Source organism: Pseudomonas koreensis (assembly GCF_024169245.1).
GTDB classification, from domain to species: domain Bacteria; phylum Pseudomonadota; class Gammaproteobacteria; order Pseudomonadales; family Pseudomonadaceae; genus Aquipseudomonas; species Aquipseudomonas koreensis_F.
In genome coordinates, this window is sequence record NZ_JALJWP010000001.1 from 2776060 (window position 1) to 2794681 (window position 18622).

General features: G+C 60.1%; 11 protein-coding genes and 1 riboswitch. Of the genes, 4 read left to right on the forward strand and 7 right to left on the reverse strand.

The annotated features are described in order from the left end of the window. Positions 1-31 precede the first annotated feature (31 nt). The 7 genes from atzF to J2Y90_RS12545 all read right to left on the reverse strand — a co-directional run bounded on the left by atzF (position 32) and on the right by J2Y90_RS12545 (position 9837). Positions 32-1804, reverse strand: a complete 1773-nt coding sequence (atzF, locus tag J2Y90_RS12515) for an allophanate hydrolase (protein WP_253500027.1) — start codon at positions 1802-1804, stop codon at positions 32-34. A 26-nt stretch (positions 1805-1830) separates the two neighbouring features. Next, positions 1831-5463, reverse strand: a complete 3633-nt coding sequence (gene uca / locus J2Y90_RS12520; protein WP_253500030.1) for an urea carboxylase — start codon at positions 5461-5463, stop codon at positions 1831-1833. Between the two features lie 283 nt (positions 5464-5746). After that, positions 5747-6388: an urea amidolyase associated protein UAAP2 gene (locus J2Y90_RS12525; RefSeq protein WP_253500033.1), complete on the reverse strand. Its 642-nt coding sequence runs from the start codon at positions 6386-6388 to the stop codon at positions 5747-5749. An 11-nt stretch (positions 6389-6399) separates the two neighbouring features. Beyond that, positions 6400-7125, reverse strand: coding sequence for an urea amidolyase associated protein UAAP1 (locus tag J2Y90_RS12530; protein ID WP_253505150.1), 726 nt, complete (start codon positions 7123-7125; stop codon positions 6400-6402). Between the two features lie 25 nt (positions 7126-7150). Then, positions 7151-7939 carry an ABC transporter ATP-binding protein gene (locus J2Y90_RS12535; RefSeq protein WP_253500036.1) on the reverse strand — a complete coding sequence of 263 codons (789 nt, stop codon included), beginning with the start codon at positions 7937-7939 and terminating at the stop codon, positions 7151-7153. Further along, a complete protein-coding gene (locus J2Y90_RS12540; protein ID WP_253500039.1) occupies positions 7936-8751 on the reverse strand; it encodes an ABC transporter permease in 816 nt (271 codons plus the stop codon). Before J2Y90_RS12540 ends, J2Y90_RS12535 begins: the two co-directional genes overlap by 4 nt. Before the next feature lie 18 nt (positions 8752-8769). After that, complete coding sequence (locus J2Y90_RS12545; RefSeq protein ID WP_253500042.1) at positions 8770-9837, reverse strand: putative urea ABC transporter substrate-binding protein; 1068 nt, start codon at positions 9835-9837, stop codon at positions 8770-8772. 63 nt (positions 9838-9900) lie between these two features. Continuing rightward, a riboswitch (guanidine-I (ykkC/yxkD leader) is annotated at positions 9901-10001 on the reverse strand. Between the two features lie 351 nt (positions 10002-10352). On the opposite strand from J2Y90_RS12545, the gene J2Y90_RS12550 reads away from it, so the two are divergent. The 4 genes from J2Y90_RS12550 (at position 10353) to J2Y90_RS26515 (ending at position 18587) form a co-directional block, all read left to right on the forward strand. Then, positions 10353-10757, forward strand: coding sequence for a hypothetical protein (locus J2Y90_RS12550; RefSeq protein ID WP_039760873.1), 405 nt, complete (start codon positions 10353-10355; stop codon positions 10755-10757). Between the two features lie 195 nt (positions 10758-10952). Next, the gene (locus J2Y90_RS12555) at positions 10953-12197 is read left to right on the forward strand and encodes a glycosyltransferase family 4 protein (RefSeq protein WP_253500045.1); all 1245 of its coding nucleotides are present in this window, start codon (positions 10953-10955) and stop codon (positions 12195-12197) included. Position 12198: 1 nt separating this feature from the next. Beyond that, on the forward strand, positions 12199-13053 hold the full coding sequence (locus J2Y90_RS12560) for a hypothetical protein (protein ID WP_253500047.1): 855 nt from the start codon (positions 12199-12201) through the stop codon (positions 13051-13053). Between the two features lie 2 nt (positions 13054-13055). Next, on the forward strand, positions 13056-18587 hold the full coding sequence (locus tag J2Y90_RS26515; protein WP_301291652.1) for a calcium-binding protein: 5532 nt from the start codon (positions 13056-13058) through the stop codon (positions 18585-18587). Positions 18588-18622 lie beyond the last annotated feature (35 nt).

Consider the following 18622-nt stretch of genomic DNA (forward strand, 5'->3'; position numbering starts at 1 on the left):
GCGAGCAGGCTCACTCCTACAAAGGCAAGGGTCAGGCCAACGTTTGAAGATACGCCCGCCATCCCCCCAGGTGGCTGATATCCAAAGCACCCTCCAGCCCATACGCTTCGCAAATAAACCCGCTTTCCCAGCGCCCATCCGCCAGTTGCACCTTGCCCAGTCCCAGCGGCGCCGCAATCCCGGTGAGAAACGAGCCCAGCTCAGTGCTCGGCAACTCCCAAACCTCCACGGCAATCGCCACGCCGCCGTCCTTGACTCGTACCATCCCCGGACGCAGCGGTGGGCCGCCGGCCAGGGCGTGCAGTCGATAGTCCGGCGAGCTGAACGTGGTTTCCAGCAAGCGCCCGCCACGCTCAGTCAGTTGCCAGTTCAATGCCAGTCCTTGCAGATGCGCACCACACACCACCAATCGTGCGCGGTCGTTGCGCGCGGCGTTCGCCGGAGTTGGCAGGGCGCTGTCCTGCTGGCGTTGCAACGCATCCGCCACGCTCAACAGATACTGATCGGTAAACACCCGCCCGAACAACGTCACACCCCAGGGTAAACCGTTGCTCATGAATGCAGTCGGCACGGCGACGGCGGCGTAGTCGAGCAGGTTCATGAAGTTGGTGTAATAGCCGAGTTCGGAATTGCGCAGCACCGGCTCGGCCTCAAGCTCGGCCAGCGTCACTGGACGGCCGATGGTCGGCGTCAGCACGCAGTCAAGATTTTCCAAAGCCTGGTCGCAGAAGGCTTTGAGCGCCTGCAATCGATATTGCGCACGAAAGGTTTGCACGCCGGTCGCCGCCGGTGCCTTGGCCAGCACCGCACGGATCACCGGCAGCACTGCTTCGGGATTCTGCTCCATCAGCTCACCGGCGACGCTGTAACGCTCGGCGACCCACGGCCCGTCGTAGAGCAGACGCGCTGCTTCAAGAAACGGCGACAGGTCGAACTCGACCGCTTCGCCACCCAAGGCCTTGAGTCGTTCGATGGCCGCTTCAAACAATTTCGGCCCCTGGTTGCAGCCGAAAAACTCCAGGTCTTGCGGCCGTGGCACGCCGAAGCGGAACGGCCGTGGCGCACCGAACGCCGAGCCGTCATTCCACGCTGGATTGCATCGGCTGTATTCATCACGCGGATCGTGTTTCGCCGTCAATGCCAGCAACTGACTGGCCTCGCGGGCGGTGGCGGTGAAAGTGGTCACGCAGTCCAGCGTACGGCAGGCGGGCAGCACGCCGGCGGTGGAAATCAGGCCTTTGCTCGCCTTCAAACCGACCAGATTATTCAACGCCGCCGGGACCCGGCCGGAGCCTGCGGTGTCGGTGCCCAAGGCAAAACTGGCCACGCCCAGCGCCACTGCCAGTGACGAACCGGCGCTGGAACCGCCGGACGGATATTCCGCCAAAACGCTGTTCGGGCACGCACCATAAGGCGAGCGGCTGCCATTGAGGCCGGTGGCGAATTGATCAAGATTGGTCTTGCCCAGCGGAATCGCCCCCAGCGCCAACAGTTGCTCGACGATAGTCGCCGACTGCTGCGGCACATAAGCAAACGCCGGGCACGCGGCGGTAGTGGGAATGCCGGCCAGATCGATGTTGTCCTTGATCGCGAACGGTACGCCATACAGCGGCAAACTCTCGAGGTCGCGACCGTCGAGAGCGGCCAGATACGGCTCCAGGTCATCGATGCTGAGCAAGTGAATGAACAGGTGATAGTCGGGGTTCAGCGCAGCGGCTTTTTCCCGAAGTTGCAGTAGCAGTTGGCGCGGTGTGGTGACGCCGTTGCGATAGGCCTGGCGCAGTGCATCGAGTTGCAGATTCATCGGTTGATCCTTATCAAAAAATGGCTTCAGTCGAGTTCCAGCACCACGACCCGTTGTCCGGCGCGCACCGCTGAACCGGGCTGCACGCGGATCTCTCGCACCACGCCGGCCAGCGGCGCGAGCACCGGGATTTCCATCTTCATCGACTCGAGAATCACCAGCACATCGCCCGCCGCGACACGCTGGCCAGCCTCCACTTGTACTTGCCAGAGATTGCCGGCGATGTGGCTGTCGACGCTTTGCTGACCGTTCTCGAGCGGGGCGTCTTCGCCAGCCTCCGGCCCGGCTTCTTCGCTGTCGAAATGCGCCTGGCCGCTGGCAATCCAGCGCTCGCGTTCAGCCTTGAACGCACCCTGTTGCTGCGCACGGAAAGCGCTGATGCCCTCGGCTTCCTGACGGAGAAATGCCTGATAGTCGGCGAGGTTGAGCTGGCTGTGTTCGATATTCAGATCGAAGCGCCCCAGCGGGAAGTCGCGGCGAATGCGCAGCAGTTCTTCGGCGCTGACCGGGTAGAAACGGATCTGATCGAAGAAGCGCAGCAACCACGGTTTGCCGTCGAACGCGGCGACTTCGCGATAGCGATTCCACATCTGCAAGGTGCGCCCGACAAACTGGTAACCGCCAGGGCCTTCCATGCCGTACACGCACATGTAGGCGCCGCCGATGCCTACCGAGTTCTCGGCGGTCCAGGTGCGTGCCGGGTTGTACTTGGTGGTCACCAGACGATGACGCGGGTCGAGCGGCGTGGCCACCGGTGCGCCGAGATAGACATCGCCGAGGCCCATCACCAGATAGCTGGCATCGAACACCGTGCGCTGCACCTCATCGAGATTCGGCAGGTCGTTGATGCGCCGGATGAACTCCAGATTGCTCGGGCACCACGGCGCGTCCTTGCGCACGGTGGTCATGTATTTGTCGATGGCCAACTGGCAGGCCGGGTCGTCCCACGACAGCGGCAAGTGCACGATGCGCGACGGCACTTGCAAGTCCTTGGCGGCGCACACCGCGTCCCATTCGCCAGCGATGATGCCGAGCAGATCGGCCAGCGGCAGTTGCTCCGGTTGGTAGTGCACTTGCAGCGAGCGTATGCCTGGGGTGAGGTCGATCACACCCTGCAGGGCTTGGCTTTCCAGCGCCTGCATCAGCGCGTGGGCGCGAAAGCGCAGGACCAGATCGAGCTCGGGCTCGCCGATTTCCAGCAGCAGATGAGTGTCGCCAGAAACCCGCCCGACAAGCCGCCGATCCCCCTGACCCAACTCAAGAACCACAGGCGACACAATCCCTTGTAGGAGTGAGCCTGCTCGCGATGAGGCCAGATCAGACACCGCATCAACTTCATCGCGAGCAGGCTCACTCCTACATTGATCCCATTTCAGGGCGAGATCGCGGGCGGTGCCGAGGTCGACGGGGATGAACTGGATTTTATCGCCGGCCTTGAGCTGCCCCAGCTGCCACAGATCCGCCTCGATCACCGTCACCGGGCAGACAAAACCGCCCAGGCTCGGGCCATCCGGGCCGAGAATCACCGGCATGTCGCCAGTGAAATCCACCGCGCCAATCGCGTACGGATTGTCATGAATGTTCGACGGATGCAGGCCCGCTTCACCGCCATCCTCACGCACCCACTCAGGCTTTGGCCCGATCAGACGCACGCCGGTGCGGCTGGAGTTGAAATGCACTTCCCACCGGGTTGCGAAGAACGTGGCGATGTAGTTTTCACTGAAGTATTCCGGCGCACCGTGCGGCCCGTAGATCACCCGGATCTGGCGCACGCTCGGCAGCGCAGTGATGTGCTGTTCGGCCAGTTGCCGGCCGGCGCTGCGGTCGGTCAATGCCGGCACATGCAAGACGTCACCGGCCCTCAACGCGCGCCCGCCATGCCCACCGAACTGGCCGAGGGTGAAGGTGCTTTTGCTGCCCAGATAATCCGGCACCTGCACGCCGCCGCGCAGGCACAGATAACTGCGCGCACCGACGCCACTGATGCTGCCCAGCTGCAATGTGGCGCCGGCCGGGATCAGCAGTGCGGTGTTCATCGGCACCTGTTCAGCGTCAAGGGTCAAGGCAATCGGCGCGCCGGTCACTGCGACGACGGCATCGCAATTGAAGCGCAGGATCGGCCCGCTCATGGTGATTTCCAGTGCGGCTGCGCCTTGTTCATTGCCGAGCAGGCGATTGCCCAGACGCAGCGCTCGGCTGTCCATCGGACCCGAGGGTGGCACGCCGACGGCCCAGTAACCGAGGCGTCCGGGATAGTCTTGTACGCTGGTTTGCGTGCCGGCGCTGAGGACTTTGAAGGTATTGGCGCGATACAGCAGATTTTCCAGACAACGGGTCCAAGGCTGGCCGCTGGCGAACGGCGCATCGAGCAAAATCTGTCGCAGGTAATCGCGGTTGGTTTCGACGCCATACAGCAGGCTGTCGCCCAGTGCCTTATGCAGTTCGGCGCAAGCCTGTTCGCGACTCGGCGCCCAGGTGATGAGCTTGGCGATCATCGGATCGAAGTAGGGCGGGATCTCGACGCCGGCCTCGACCCAGGTGTCGATGCGCAATTCAACGCCATTGGCCGGCGGGAATTGCACAACGGTCAGCAGGCCCGGGCTCGGCTGGAAATCGCGCCCCGGATCTTCCGCGTACAAACGTGCCTGAATCGCATGGCCCTGCGGTTCGAGGCCCTGATACAACTCGTTCAGCGGCGGCAGATCACCGGCGGCCAGTTCGATCATCCAGCGCACCAGATCCACGTCCCACACCTGTTCGGTGACGCCGTGTTCGACCTGCAAGCGCGTGTTCACTTCAAGAAAATAGAAGCGTTGGGCCTCGCTGTCGAAGACGAATTCGACAGTACCGGCGCTGCGGTAATTCACCGCTTGCGCCAGTTTGATCGCCGCAGCGTACAGCTCATCGGCCATGCCTTCGGGCAGGTTCGGCGCCGGGGTTTCTTCGAGGACTTTCTGATTGCGCCGCTGCACCGAACAGTCGCGCACACCGAGGGCGATGACCTCACCGCGACCGTCGCCGAACACTTGCACTTCCAAATGCCGCGCGCGTTCGATGTACTTTTCGATGAACACGCCGGCGTCGCTGAAATTGTTCTGCCCAAGGCGCTTGACCGCTTCGAACGACTCGCTCAATTCGCTGGCGCTGCGGCACACGCGCATGCCGATGCCACCGCCGCCAGCGGTGCTTTTCAGCATCACCGGGTAGCCGACCTGGTCGGCAGCAGCCAATGCGGCGTCGAGGCTGTCGAGCAGGTCGGTACCTTCCAGCATCGGTACGCCGTGCTGTCTGGCCAGCGCGCGTGCGGTGTGCTTGAGTCCGAATACGCGCAATTGCTCCGGCGTCGGGCCGATAAAGGCAATGCCCCGCGCTTCGCAGGCTTCGGCGAACGCCGCGTTTTCGGAGAGAAATCCGTAGCCAGGGTGAATCGCAGTGGCGCCGCTCTGTTGAGCGATGGCGAGAATCTTGTCGACCGCCAGATAGGTCGCCGAGGCCGCGCCTTCGCCGAGGCTGTACGCTTCAGCGGCCTGGGAAATATGCAGGCTGGCGGCGTCAGCCTCTGAGTACACCGCGACGCCTTTGGCCTTCAACACGTTGATCGTGCGCAGGATGCGACAGGCGATCGCGCCTCGGTTGGCGATAAGGATTTTTTCGAACATGGCATAACCCCTGAAGGGGGAGCGGGCCGTCCCGCTGTTTTTCGACAGACATCCGGGCCGTCCCGGATGGAAAAAACACACTTCACTCCAACCCACCACAAACCCCCTGTGGGAGCGAGCCTGCTCGCGAAGGCGTTGGATCAGCCACATCAATGCTGAATGACACTGCGCATTCGCGAGCAGGCTCGCTCCCACAGAGTTCAGGGTTGTCTGGTGGATTTCAGGCACTGCCCGGAACGCGCCTGGCACAGCGCAAAAAGCCAACGGCGTAAACGGCTCAGGGTCAGTTCCATATCAGCAACTCCGCCGGGGTCGGGTTGTAGGCATTGCACGGGTTGTTAAGCTGCGGGCAGTTGGAAATCAGCACGATCACGTCCATCTCCGCGCGCAAGTCGACGTACTTGCCCGGCGCGGAAATGCCGTCCTCGAAGGTCAGCCCGCCATCCGCCGTCACCGGCACGTTCATGAAGAAGTTGATGTTTGGGCCGATGTCGCTCTTGCTCAAACGTCCGTCGTGGGCGCAGGCGCGCAGGTAGTTGTCGCGGCAGCTGTGCATGTAGCGTTTTTCCAGGGCGTAGCGCACGGTGTTGCTTTCCTGCGCGCAGGCGCCGCCGAGGGTGTCGTGGCGTCCGCAGGTGTCGGCGACGATGGTCAGCATCGGCTGGCCGAGGTTGGAATACAGCACGCTGCCGGTGCTCAGGTAGACGCTGTTCTGTCGGCGCAAGGTGCGCTGCACGTCGTAGCGTTCCTTCGGGTTGTCGAGGCTATAGAACAAGGTATCGATCGCCTGATTGCCTTCCAGGTCGAGAATGCGCAGGGTCTGCCCGGCCTTGACCTCCATCAGCCAGGGTTCACCGGCGGGAATGGTCGCGCGGTAGATCGCGCTGTCGGGTTGCTTATGCGAAGTGGCGATTGCGAGTGACATGGCAGCGATCCTCAGGCGAACAAACGGTCGGTGTTGATGAAGCCGCGCTCGTTCTCCGGGCGCGAGGTGCGGCAGTGTTCGGCGACGCTGGCGTCGGCGTTCATCCAGCTCAGCTTCAAGGGTTTCGGAGCGTATTCAGGGGACGGGTCCATCGGATGTTGCAGGGCGGTGAGCACCACCAGGGTGTCCATCGGCGCGTACAACTCGATGTAGTCGCCGGCCTTCGAATTGCCTTCGACAAAGTGGAAACGTCCGGCCTCATCGACGCTCACGCGGCTGAACAGATTGAGGGTCATCAGCAGGTCGGACAGGCCCAGGCCCCACTTGCCGAGCTCCACCAGCAGGTTGTCGGTGCCATTGCGAAAGAAGCCGTTGCGCAGTTCCTGGTAGCGGCCCTGACCGTACTTTTCTGCGACTTCCTGTGCGCAGAGCACACCGCCGAGGCTGTCGCTCCAACCGCAGGTGTCGGCGGTGATCGCGGCGAGTACGCGGCCCATGTCCGAGTACAGGCAGTGGCCGGCAGTGAGCTTGGCGGTGTGTTGGCATTTGAGGCTGTCGGGCAGGTTCAGCCGTTCGGTTTTTTCATTGGCATTGAGCAAGGTCAGGCTGACATTGGCGCCGCCGCGCAGGTCGGTCAGGCGCAGCAATTGGCCGCGCTTGAGCACGAACGAACGGTGGCCGCCGCCCGGCAGCAATTCTTCGGCGAAGGGTGGAAACAGTTGGGTCGAATCGGTCATCGGCGTGTTCATCAAAGCAGTCCTCTCAAGCAGTGCGAAGGGTGCCCGCCAGCGGCAGCGGCAAGGCCTCGACGGCGGCGCGCTGGGCGCGGCGGTCGCTGTTCAACGGAATGTCGTAGGTGATGCGGGCGCCATAGGCGCCGGGGGCGTGCGGGTCGAGGCGCACCTTGTCGAACACCAGCAGGCGCGTGCCCAGGCTGAAGCCTTCGGACAGGTCGTGGGTGACCATGAACACCGTCAGTTGCGTCTCGCGCCAGAGCTCCAGCAGCAGCGCGTGCATGTCTTTGCGAATGCCCGGATCGAGCGCGCCGAACGGCTCGTCGAGCAGCAACACGCGCGGCTTCATGATCAGCGCCTGGGCAATGGCCAAACGTTGCTGCATGCCGCCGGACAGCTGCGCCGGATACTTGTCCAGCGCATGGCCGAGGCCGACTTTGCTCAGCAGCGCCCCTGCCTGTTCGCGGGCCTCGCGTTTAGCGCTGCCGAACAGCCGGCCAAGCAACGGCGCCCGCGGCAATTCGAGACCGAGGGCGACGTTGTCGAGCACGCTCAGATGCGGGAACACCGAGTAGCGCTGGAACACTACCCCTCGGCTGGCATCCGGTTCGCCGGCCAAGGGCTGCCCGTCGAGCAGAATCTCCCCGCGACTGGCGGTTTCCTGGCCGAGCAGCAGGCGCAGGAAGGTCGATTTGCCACACCCGGAGGCGCCGACCAAAGTGCAGAACTCGCCTTCGTTGACGCTCAGGTTCAAGCCTTCCAGAACCACTTGATCGGCGTATTGCTGCCAGACGTTTTTCACCGTGATGAAGCTCATTTCGCCGCTCCCTCGTACCAAGGGAAAGCGCGATGGGTCAGCTGTTTCAAACCCCAGTCCATCAGCCAGGCGAGCAGGGTGATCCACACCACGTAGGGCAGGATCACGTCCATCGCCAGGTAGCGCCGCACCAGAAAAATTCGATAGCCGAGGCCGTCGGTCGAGGCGATCGCTTCGGCGGCAATCAGGAACAGCCACGCTGAGCCAAGCATCAAACGCAGCGAGATCAGCAAGCGCGGCAACAACTGCGGCAGGACCACGCGCAGCATCAGCGTCCAGGTCGAGGCGCCGAGGGTCTGCGCCTTGATCAACAGTTCGACCGGAATGTCGCGGGCACGCTGTTCCAGGTCCCGCGCCAGCGCCGGGGTGATGCCGATGACGATCAGCATGACCTTCGACAACTCGCCCAGGCCGAAGACGATGAACAGAATCGGCAGGATCGCCAGCGGCGGCACCATCGACAGCACCGTCAGCAGTGGCGACAACGGCGCGCCGAACAGCGGCAGGGTGCCTGCCGCAATACCGAGGCAAAGACCCGCCAGCGCGGCGATGCCAAGGCCGATGGCCAAGCGGCGCAGACTCGACGCGGTGTCTTGCCACAACAGGTATTCACCGGTGCGGCTGTCGGCGTTGAAGGCCAGGCGTTTCACTGCGTCGCTCATCTGTACGGCGCTGGGCAGCAGTTTGTCGTTGGGGTTGTCCGCCAGGCGCTCGGCCGAGCCGGTGAAGTAGGCGAACAGCACAAGCGCGAACGGCAGGATCACCAGCAACAGGCGACTCGGGCGATCGGGGTGGCGATTGATCAGGCGCATGGCCAAATCCTCCGTAGCTTACAGCTTGGCGTCGGCGGCCATCTGCACGTAAGTCGGGTCGAAACGCAGCTTCAGATTGGCGGTGTCGCCGCTGGTCACGCCGTTGGCGAAGGACATGCCGACCGCGCTCGGGTCTTTCGCGCCTTCGCCGAGCAGGCCGTGTTCGAAGGAAAATTCGGCGACCTTGCGCATGGTGTCGGGCAGTTGTTTGCTGGTGGCGAAACTCAGCGCTTCGCTCGGCGTGGCGAACAGTTTTGTGGTGTCCAGTTGCGCCTGGAAGCCGGCGAGATCGGTGCCAGAGGCCTTGGCCATGTGTTCCAGCGCAGCTTTGCTCGCGGCATTTTTCGCGTTCATCAAAGCGACCACTTCGAACCACGCCCCGGTCAGCGCTTTGCCCAGTGCCGGGTTGTCTTTGAGGGTGGCGCTGTTGACCACCATCATGTCCATGATCTCGCCAGGGATCTGGCTGGAATTGAACACTTCGGTGACGCCGGGTCTGGCCTTGATATCCGAGAGCATCGGGTTCCAGGTGGTCACGGCGTTGACGTCGTCGGTGTTGAATGCGGCGGCAATGTCGGCGTCGGAGGTGTTGACCACTTTCAGGTCTTTCTCGGTCAGGTCCACCGAGTCCAGCGCGCGAGCCAGCAGGTAATGCGAGACCGACAGCTCGACCAGATTGACGTCCATGCCTTTCAGATCGGCGACTTTTTTACCTTCGCCCTTGAGCACGATGCCGTCGTTGCCGTTGGAGAAGTCGCTGACGATCAGCGCGGTGCTGTCGACCCCGCCGGCAGCGGGAATGGTCAGCGCATCCATGTTGGTCATGGTGCAGCCGTCGAACTGGCCGGCGGTGTACTGGTTGATCGATTCGACGTAATCGTTGAGCTGCACGACGTCGATCTTGATCCCGTATTTTTGCGCCCATTTGTCGACGATGCCCTGGCTGCCGGCGTATTCCCATGGCATCCAGCCGGCGTAGATCGTCCAGCACACGCTAAAGTGGTCTTTCTGAGCGGCGGAAGATTGCGTGCTGATGAGCGCGGCGAAGGCGGCGGCGAGCAGGGCGGGGAAACGTAGTCGGATCATTGCGGATTCTCCAGTTGATCGAGGGCGGACAGGAAGGCAACGCGGCACCGCGAACGGTGGCTTGTCTCCCGGGCTTTTGTCCCGCCGTGTAACCTCAACTGGAGGTCGCCAACTCTCGGACCAGCCACTCGCGCTTGCGAGCCGGAACCCTAGTCAGCCATTGCAAATTGTGGTGCCGCGAACCTGTGATGACTCCTGCACGGGTTTGTTAAAGCGAGAGGCGTGCCAAGTCGGGCCGAGCCCTCTGGCGCGGGGATCTGCCGGGTTGCGGACGCGAGTGGGGCGGTCGACCACGCATCGGAGTGGTGCGCGATTGCACCGTCATGCAGCGTGGCGGGTGTCGAACCGAGCGGTCATTCGAGGGGTAAACAGGATTTCATAATCACTTGTTTCAACTTGTTGCAGGAACGCACCAGATTCGGAAATCGCTGTCTGATTTTTCGACAGTCACCGAATTAGTGACTGTCGCCTGCCAGCGTCGCTGGTTTGGCCAACCCGCGGTCCAGGAGGCCGCCATGTATCGCCGAATCGTACTGCTTGCCGTGATGCTTTTTTCCCTTGGCGGATGCGTCCCCTATTCATACGGAGACAGCTACTACAGGTCAGAGGTCTACACATCACCCGCACCGGCCTATTACAGCGGTGGCGGCTCTTATTACCGCAGCGGCGGCACCTATTACACCCAGCCGCGCTACTACCAGCCAGCGCCGCGCTACTACCAGCAACCGCGTTATTACCAGGCACCGCGTCACTATCAACCGGCCCCGCGTTATTACGAAAGCCGTCGCTGGCACGGCAACGATCGCGGACGCTGGGACGGCCACCGTCGTGGCGGTTGGGACAACGATCATCGCGGTCGCGGCAACTACGACCGCCACAGCGGTCGCCGTGATTACAACGGCCGCGGCAACCGCTGGTAAATCACCGCAACGAACAAGCGGCGCTTAGAGCGCCGCTTTTTTTTGCCCGTCGAAAAGTCGTTCCGTTTGCCTTCTCCCAAGACATTCCCGGAAGCGTCCTACATTTTCATTTGCTGGCATTTGTTAGCGTTTGTGGATGCCGAACGACGCGAGAACACCTCAGCTCAATAGCGGCGAAAAATGGACGTCAGCGCTATGAAGCTTCTGGTTATTCACCAAAATTTTCCGGGGCAGTTCCGCCATGTGGTGCTGGCGGCGCTGGCCCGGCGTGACGAGGTTGTGGCGATAGGCCGGGACGCGGCGCCGGGAGTCGCCGTGGTGAAAATCCATCGATATCGAGCGACAAGCCGAGCGCCCGGCAATATTCACCCCTATCTGATCCGCTACGAACAAGCAGTGATCGACGGGCAGAAGGTTTTTGAAATTCTGAGCAGGCTGAAACGTTCGGGGTATCAGCCAGATGTCATTCTTGCTCATCCCGGATGGGGAGAAACGTTGTTCGCCAAGGACGTCTATCCCGATACGCCGCTGATTCACTATTGTGAGTATTACTATCGAGCGCAGGGCGCCGATTCCGGCTTCGACCCTGAATTCCCTCGAGCCACGAGGGAGTCAGCAAGGCTGCGAGTGCTCAATTCGCTGCATCTTTTGAATCTTGAGCAATGCGATATCGCCATCGCGCCTACGCAGTGGCAGCGCAGCCTTTTCCCGGCGGCTTACCGGTCGGCAATCCGGGTCATTCACGAAGGTGTCATTCAAAGTTCAGACCTGACGAACATCGGGGCTGTCAGGTTGCCCAATGGAGTCGAGCTGAGCGCCGGACAACCGATCGTTACCTATGTCGCCAGAAACCTCGAGCCTTATCGCGGGTTTCACAGTTTTATGCGAGCGATCCCGCATATTCAGGCTGAGTGCCCGGATGCGCAGATCATCGTGGTTGGCGGTGATGACGTCAGTTATGGCAGCAAGCCGATCGGGTATCCGGATTGGCGTAGCAGGATGGAGGCGGAGGTCAGTTTCGATCACTCCAGCGTGCATTTCACGGGGAAACTTCCTTACCAGACTTACCGGGCGGTTCTTGAGTGCTCGAAAGTCCATGTTTATTTGACGTATCCGTTTGTCTTGTCGTGGTCGTTACTGGAGGCGATGGCGTCTGGATGTGTGGTCGTTGCGTCGGATACGGCTCCGGTAACGGAAGTGGTCGTTGATGGAGTTAATGGCGTGTTGGTGGATTTCTTCGACCATCAAGGAATTGCCAGAAGTGTATGCAAGGTTTCGAAGTCGGCGGGAGAGTACGAAGCTCTTGCCGACGCTGCGAAGTTGACAGCAAGTCGGTTTAGTGTGCGATCGGGCGTGAGCCGATACTTTGAGATTTTTGAAAGCGCGATGTCCGGGCATAGCGATAAATCAACCGTCCCGCAGCTTGGTCGGGAGGTTTGAAATGTCCAGCAAGTCGCGTAAGCAGGCGATCAAGTGGTTTAAAAGGTTATTGACGTATGGGTTGTTCATTTACGTCTGTTATTGCGTAGCGGAATTTTATATTCGCAAAGAACAGTCGGCCCAGTCGGCGGCTATTCACCAGGCAGACGAGAAAGCCTGTCAGAACAAGCTGGCGAGCATGAAGCAAGTGCCGATATTAGGCGGCGCCTCTGTCGATAAGACGCTTGTCCCCGAGTTTTACGTTGGCATGCCTGAAATGGTGAATAAAAAAGCGTGTCTGGCCAACACGCTCAAGGGGCTTGTCTGGTGGACCGGAACGGGTTTTCGCCGGTATCAGGATCAAAGCCTGAAGTCGATTCCGCGAAGTTGGCGTCTGTATGAATTGAATGCCGGACTCTATACAAGAAAGGAAACCAGCGAGCCCCATGAGCGGGGTTACCGGCACGTCAACTGGCCGGATGAGTTGATTGTAAAGCTGAAGAATTATCCGGGGCTGGAAATCTGGCTGGATGCTCCGCCACCGCATTTCAAGAATAGAGATTCGGTTCGAACGTTTGTCCTCACGGGCTGGCCACGGCGTGATGGAACTCCTCGATTGATAAAATGCGACGGATTGATTCGCCCAGCTTCAGAGGAAGGATTGAATGGCGAGAAGCTGGCAAGGTTCAGCAGAACCGAACTGGAAAACCTGGATTTGGGCGGCTTGAATTTTTTTTGCACTGTGGAGTTACATAGTTTTGACTTTGCCGGGGGACACGGTCGTGTAGGACTCGATACATCGTCATTGCGCGAAGCACCTGAGATGCTCAAGTTTCTCGGTAATTACCTTTCACACTCTGTTATTACAAGGAAGTAACGATGAGTCATGTTTTTAGTGATATTGAAAAGTCAGAAATTTTAAATGCAGCCAATATGTGTAGAGGTATGGCATTTAATTCAAAAGATCTCGAGTATCTTGCGCTGGAGCTAGCGGGGGCTAGCTGCGCACCCCTGTATCAAAAGCTATTCGATATTATCGATGGAAAGGTTTCCGAAGTTTTTGCTGTAGACGAAGAGGCTGGGGAAATTTTGAAAAGCGCCAGGCTTTGGCTGGCTGTGGCTATCGACGCCAATGGTGGGAAAGGCGCCTACTCCGCGCTGATTCGCGGCTACACCTCGCGTCAAGGCGAGCTCAGACTCAATAAAATCTTCGGTGAAGACTTGATGCAGCTTTCATCCAATCAGGTCGCCGCCAATTTCATCAACACTTTGGTCGACGGATCCCTCGCCGGTCAACTAGCGCCCTGGACCGTTCCCACTATCAGCCAGATCGCAGAGATCGATGCCAGCGCAATTGGCAAGGCGCTGTTCAGTGGTGATTGCGGAAAGGACGATACCGCCGTGAGTCGTAACGCCGGCTGGTCTGGAACGATCGGTTTCAGCCTGTTAGGTGGAAAGCCTCCCTATGAAACCTGGCGGTTGATCTCCGCTGGTGATTCGAACGGGGAAGATGACGGACCACCCCCTCAGGTAAAACCCAACCGCCTCGACGACTATAAAAACATTCTTTTCGCCATCGATTCCTACAGCATCGGCCTGCGAGCGGCGATCAGCAATTTCGGCGTCAATCCACTGCAAAGTCTGCTTTCAGTGGTGCCGGAACAAATCAACATCGCGCTGGCCAGTGGCAGTGTGAATCCGCTGATTCAGCATGTAGTCAAAGGCACGCCTGTTGCCGCCGTGGTCGAGCTGATCTTGCGCTACGGCCAGAACGAATTTCTCGACATGTTCAGGCGCACCTATGACGGCAATTCTGCTGCGATACCCACCACCAACGACACCTTCGCCAGCAACGCTTACGCCTTCTTCTCGGCATTCTCCCCAGAGCAGTCGCAAAGCATCGTCACCCGGACAATAGGCGAGTTCGGCAATGCCAATGCATGGGCGAAACTGGCAGGCGAGGCGACGCCGCTCGGCGTGGCGTTGCGCAACTCTTTGCAGCAACTCAGTGAAGTCGTCATAGAACGAGCCGACGGTTATCCCGACCGCAACCTCGAACTTTACGATTCGCACACTGGCGAAGGGTTTATCACCACGCAGTGGCTGGCGGATCGTGCGCAGATGCTGGCGCGGTTGATTGCCCGGACCCAGGGCTCGTTTGGCGAACACTCGCTGCAGAAGTTTTCCTACTCCGATCTCGCCTCAGGCAGACAGGCGCCGATGACCACCGGAGTGTTGAACCCGTTGGCCATGTTCGGTGATGACGGCGGGCGCTCTTTCGCCGGCGGCACCAATGCCGATCATCTGTATGGCGGCGTGGGCAACGACTCGATCGACGGCTTGGCGGGTAACGATGTCATTGAAGGCGGTCGCGGTAATGACTCGCTGAGCGGAGGCGACGACAATGATGCGCTGTACGCAATGGCCGGTGATGATGTGCTGATCGGAGGAAAGGGCAACGACACTTTGTTCGGAGGCGAGGGCAGCGATCGCTACGAGTTCTCCAGCGGCGATGGCATCGATGAGATTTTCGATGCCAACGTAAACGGGCAGCTGTGGATCAACGGCGCGCCGATTCCCTCGCTAAAGCGCCGTACGCCTTTGAGCAATATCTGGTCTACCGAGGATCAGTCCGTCACCCTGACGCTTATTGAAAATACGCTCAACATCAAATACGGCCAGAGCGATCTGGTGGTGATCAAGAACTTCCAGCCGGGGATGCTTGGCATCCGCCTCCCTGAATATGAGGGAAAGCCGCTCACCGTTGCGAATCTCACGCTCCAGGGCGACTGGAAAGCCAAAGACGCTGATCCCACTGTCCCAGGCGATCAACCTTCCTTTGATGAGCTGGGCAACGTTGTGCTGCTGCCCAAGGTAAAACAGCGCAACAAGGCCGACCTACTTTACGGTTCCGCCGCCGACGACGTCATTCTTGGCTTGGGTGGTTCTGATCGATTGTTCGGCAAGGCTGGAGACGATCGATTATTCGGCGACAAAGAGACGACGCTCGAAAGGGCCATGGCCGACGGTGATGCCAAGGGCAAGGCAAGTCGCGGCGACTGGCTCGATGGCGGGCAAGGTGACGATTTGCTCATCGGCACGGCATCGCGAGACGTTCTGCTCGGTGGCAATGACCGGGATACCTTGATCGGTGGCGCTGGCGACGACGTTTTATCCGGAGATGAAACCACCGGTGCGCTGGAGCAGGGTTGGGCGGTCAGGCGCGCTGACGTCCCCATAGCTGGCGGTGTCACCAGTCATCGAACGGTCTATTCAAAGGCCTCGACAAACAGTGCGTCCGAGGGCGGTGATGACGTGCTGTATGGGCAGGGCGGCAAGGACTTCATCAACGGCGGCTGGGGGGAAGACCTGCTTGACGGTGGAGCTGATGACGATTTGCTCAATGGCGAGCAAGGGAACGACACCCTGGCCGGTGGCAGCGGCAACGACACGATGCTCGGTGACAACCTCGATTGGGCCGGTGGCCTGCCCAGCAGACACCATGGCAACGATGTGCTGGACGGCGGCAACGGTGCCGACTGGCTCGCCGGTAACGGTGGCAGTGACGCACTGTATGGCGGCCCCGGCAACGACATCTTGCAGGGTGATGACGACGTAGTGGACGGCGTCGACGGTAATGCCGCGCATTTTTTTGGCGATGATCTGTTGGACGGTGGTGCCGGCGACGACCGGCTCTGGGGCGGCGGTGGCGATGATCTGCTCTTCGGCGGCGAAGGCAATGATGATCTGGTTGGCGATAGCCCTGACCATCCTGTTGGTTATCACGGTAACGACTTTCTCGATGGCGGTGCGGGGGATGACACCCTGCGCGGCATGGGCGGTGCGGATACGCTGGCGGGTGGCGCAGGGGCCGATTTTCTGGATGGCGACGTGTCCGACCTGCAAACGGGCGGAATCAACAATGACGTGCTTCAGGGTGGTGAAGGAAGCGATACGTTACAGGGTGGCTTCGGTGCCGACACACTGTACGGCGGCGCTGGGGACGACATTCTTGCCGGCGATTACGAAAACAGCGCTGAGACCGAGCAAAATATCGATTATCTGGACGGTGGTTCAGGCAACGACACGCTGCTCGGAGGCGGTGGCAACGACACCTTGATGGGCGGGGAAGGGGCGGACTACCTTCGCGGCGATTCCGGCGACAACGTGTTTGATGGCGGACCCGGTGATGACGTGTTGGACGGGCTGGACGGTGCTGACATCTATTATTTCGGTGCTGGCGATGGCCTGGATATCGTGACCGATTCGGGTGGCAGCAACATCATCAGATTCGGTGCAGGGTTTTCCGCGCAAAGCCTGAAGGCCGACGTTATCGAAGTTTCCGTCGGCCCGGTGTTGCGACTGGCCAATGGCTCGGGCGACGCGATACTCATCAAGAATCACGAGAAGTGGAAGGACTCCACCTTCAGTTTCAGCGACGGCGTGGTATTGGGTTATGACGATGTCTTGCGCAAGACATTGCCGCCGATGGATGTGCCCGAGTCACCCGTACCTGAACCTGAAACCGCCCCAGGAACCCCTGAAAGCAAAGTTGAGGATCCGGTTCAGCCAGACGATGTAACCGCTTCGGCGCAACGCGCAGTGGCATCTGTTCAAGCGGTTGACTGGACCGAGGAATTCCTCGCGCAAAGCAAGTCAAAGCGCTCCGCCCGCAAACACGCCACTGGTTTTACCTTGAATGAGCAAGGGGTCTGGGTTCGCAGTCATATCACCACCAGCGACACCGGTTACACCACCCACACTGAGCTGATCGATCACAGCGTCGAAGCAGGGACACTGTCTGAAACGCCGCAGTGGATGAAAGCTGATGGCGGGCAAGCCGTGGTCAGTGAAAGGCAGTCGAAAACCACAACGCGGGTCGAACATAAACAGGTGAAAGCCGAGGGAGCGATAGCCTCTTCAAGTCAGGCGCCTCGCTATTATCGATCCGGCTCGGCCAACGGGTTTTCATTCAATACGGGCGATGTATTGGTTGAAGACCGAAAGGAATCCGGCGCGCTTGAAGGCTGGTACGTCTATCCGGCGGCAAGCTTCGGTTCGGCCGGAACGGTGCGCAAGGAATTGCGCTGGGATGTCGAAAGCACAACGATCAAAAACAAAATCGTCCAAGACGACGACGTCGGTGGGCGAGTCAATATCGAAGTGGAGAACGTTTTTCACGGCGGTGCGGGAGATGATCTGATCGTCGCTTATGCAGGTTCCCCACTCGACTACGGCACTGTCGGTGACAGAACACCGGGCGCATTTTTATCCGCGGGGGCAGGTGACGACACCTTGCTGGGCTCCGAGGGCGCCGACTATCTGCTCAGCGGCTCAGGCAACGATTGGCTGTACGGCGAAGACGGCGCCGACACCTACATCGTCCAGGCGCACGCCGCAGCGACCACCACGATTGCGGATGTACCGAACCCGGTTTTCCACCGAGCAGAAGTTGGCGCAGCGGGGTGGAAGGACGAGTTCGGACTGATAGACCAGGACACCGTCGTCCTGCCAGCACAAGCGCAGCGCGATGCACTGCAACTGAGCTGGGGTGCTGCGTTGATAGAAACCAGCCATGTCGAACTGGAACCCAACCCAGATCGCGGGGCTTACCGCAATCCGCCGAGGGCGAAAATGCTCTGTCCAACGCTCGATATCCAATGGGGCGGGACGCAGAAAGTCCGCATCGTCTTGCCCCTCAACGGTGAACTCGAGGGGGCCGGGATTGAGCTCGTAAAGTTCGCCGATGGGGCGGTCGTAAGTTTGAAGCAACTCTTGGAATCAAGTCAGCTGAGCCCCGCGCCCGACACTTTTCATACTGGCGTAACCGTTAACAATTCAACGCGTTTCACGTCTCTGCGAGACGGACGGGCGCTGCCGTTAGTCGGTGGTCGAGGCAATGACACGATAAGCGGCGCGGGGGAGATCCGAGGCATGCAAGGAGATGACCTGCTCACGGGCAGCCCCGGTGATGATCTGCTGTTGGGCGGGCCGGGCAACGACACGCTATCCGGCGGCGCTGGAAATGATATCTACCGATACGATGGCCTCGGCAGAGATGTGATCATCAACAGCGGAGGTGGCCTGGATGGAATCGATTTTTCCGCACGCAGGCTGACGATCGATAACTTGAAATTTCATCGTGAGCGCGATGATCTGGTGATCGTAGTGGATTACGGTATGGCTCCGAAGATTCGGGTTTCCAGTCATTTTCCCGGAGGTGAGAACGCTATCGGCTTCATAAGAGTCAGCGCAGGAACAGCGACTCAAGACTACACCGCGACGCACATTGCTGAACGTCTGCATCCTCTTCCGCCACTGAGGGATGTCGAGGATATTTTGATAAAGGGGGACGATGAAGCGCAGCGGGCGATGATGGAAATAATCGAGTTCTACGAACTGAACGTCTGAGTAATAAGACGACCGATTGAGCCGGCCCGCGATGA

Coding starts and splice junctions, on each gene's coding strand:
- J2Y90_RS12555 (WP_253500045.1), top strand. CDS start 10,953: ATGAAGCTTCTGGTTATTCACCAAAATTTTCCGGGGCAGTTCCGCCAT.
- J2Y90_RS12540 (WP_253500039.1), bottom strand. CDS start 8,751: ATGCGCCTGATCAATCGCCACCCCGATCGCCCGAGTCGCCTGTTGCTG.
- J2Y90_RS26515 (WP_301291652.1), top strand. CDS start 13,056: ATGAGTCATGTTTTTAGTGATATTGAAAAGTCAGAAATTTTAAATGCA.
- J2Y90_RS12535 (WP_253500036.1), bottom strand. CDS start 7,939: ATGAGCTTCATCACGGTGAAAAACGTCTGGCAGCAATACGCCGATCAA.
- J2Y90_RS12525 (WP_253500033.1), bottom strand. CDS start 6,388: ATGTCACTCGCAATCGCCACTTCGCATAAGCAACCCGACAGCGCGATC.
- J2Y90_RS12545 (WP_253500042.1), bottom strand. CDS start 9,837: ATGATCCGACTACGTTTCCCCGCCCTGCTCGCCGCCGCCTTCGCCGCG.
- atzF (WP_253500027.1), bottom strand. CDS start 1,804: ATGAATCTGCAACTCGATGCACTGCGCCAGGCCTATCGCAACGGCGTC.
- J2Y90_RS12560 (WP_253500047.1), top strand. CDS start 12,199: ATGTCCAGCAAGTCGCGTAAGCAGGCGATCAAGTGGTTTAAAAGGTTA.
- J2Y90_RS12550 (WP_039760873.1), top strand. CDS start 10,353: ATGTATCGCCGAATCGTACTGCTTGCCGTGATGCTTTTTTCCCTTGGC.
- J2Y90_RS12530 (WP_253505150.1), bottom strand. CDS start 7,125: ATGACCGATTCGACCCAACTGTTTCCACCCTTCGCCGAAGAATTGCTG.
- uca (WP_253500030.1), bottom strand. CDS start 5,463: ATGTTCGAAAAAATCCTTATCGCCAACCGAGGCGCGATCGCCTGTCGC.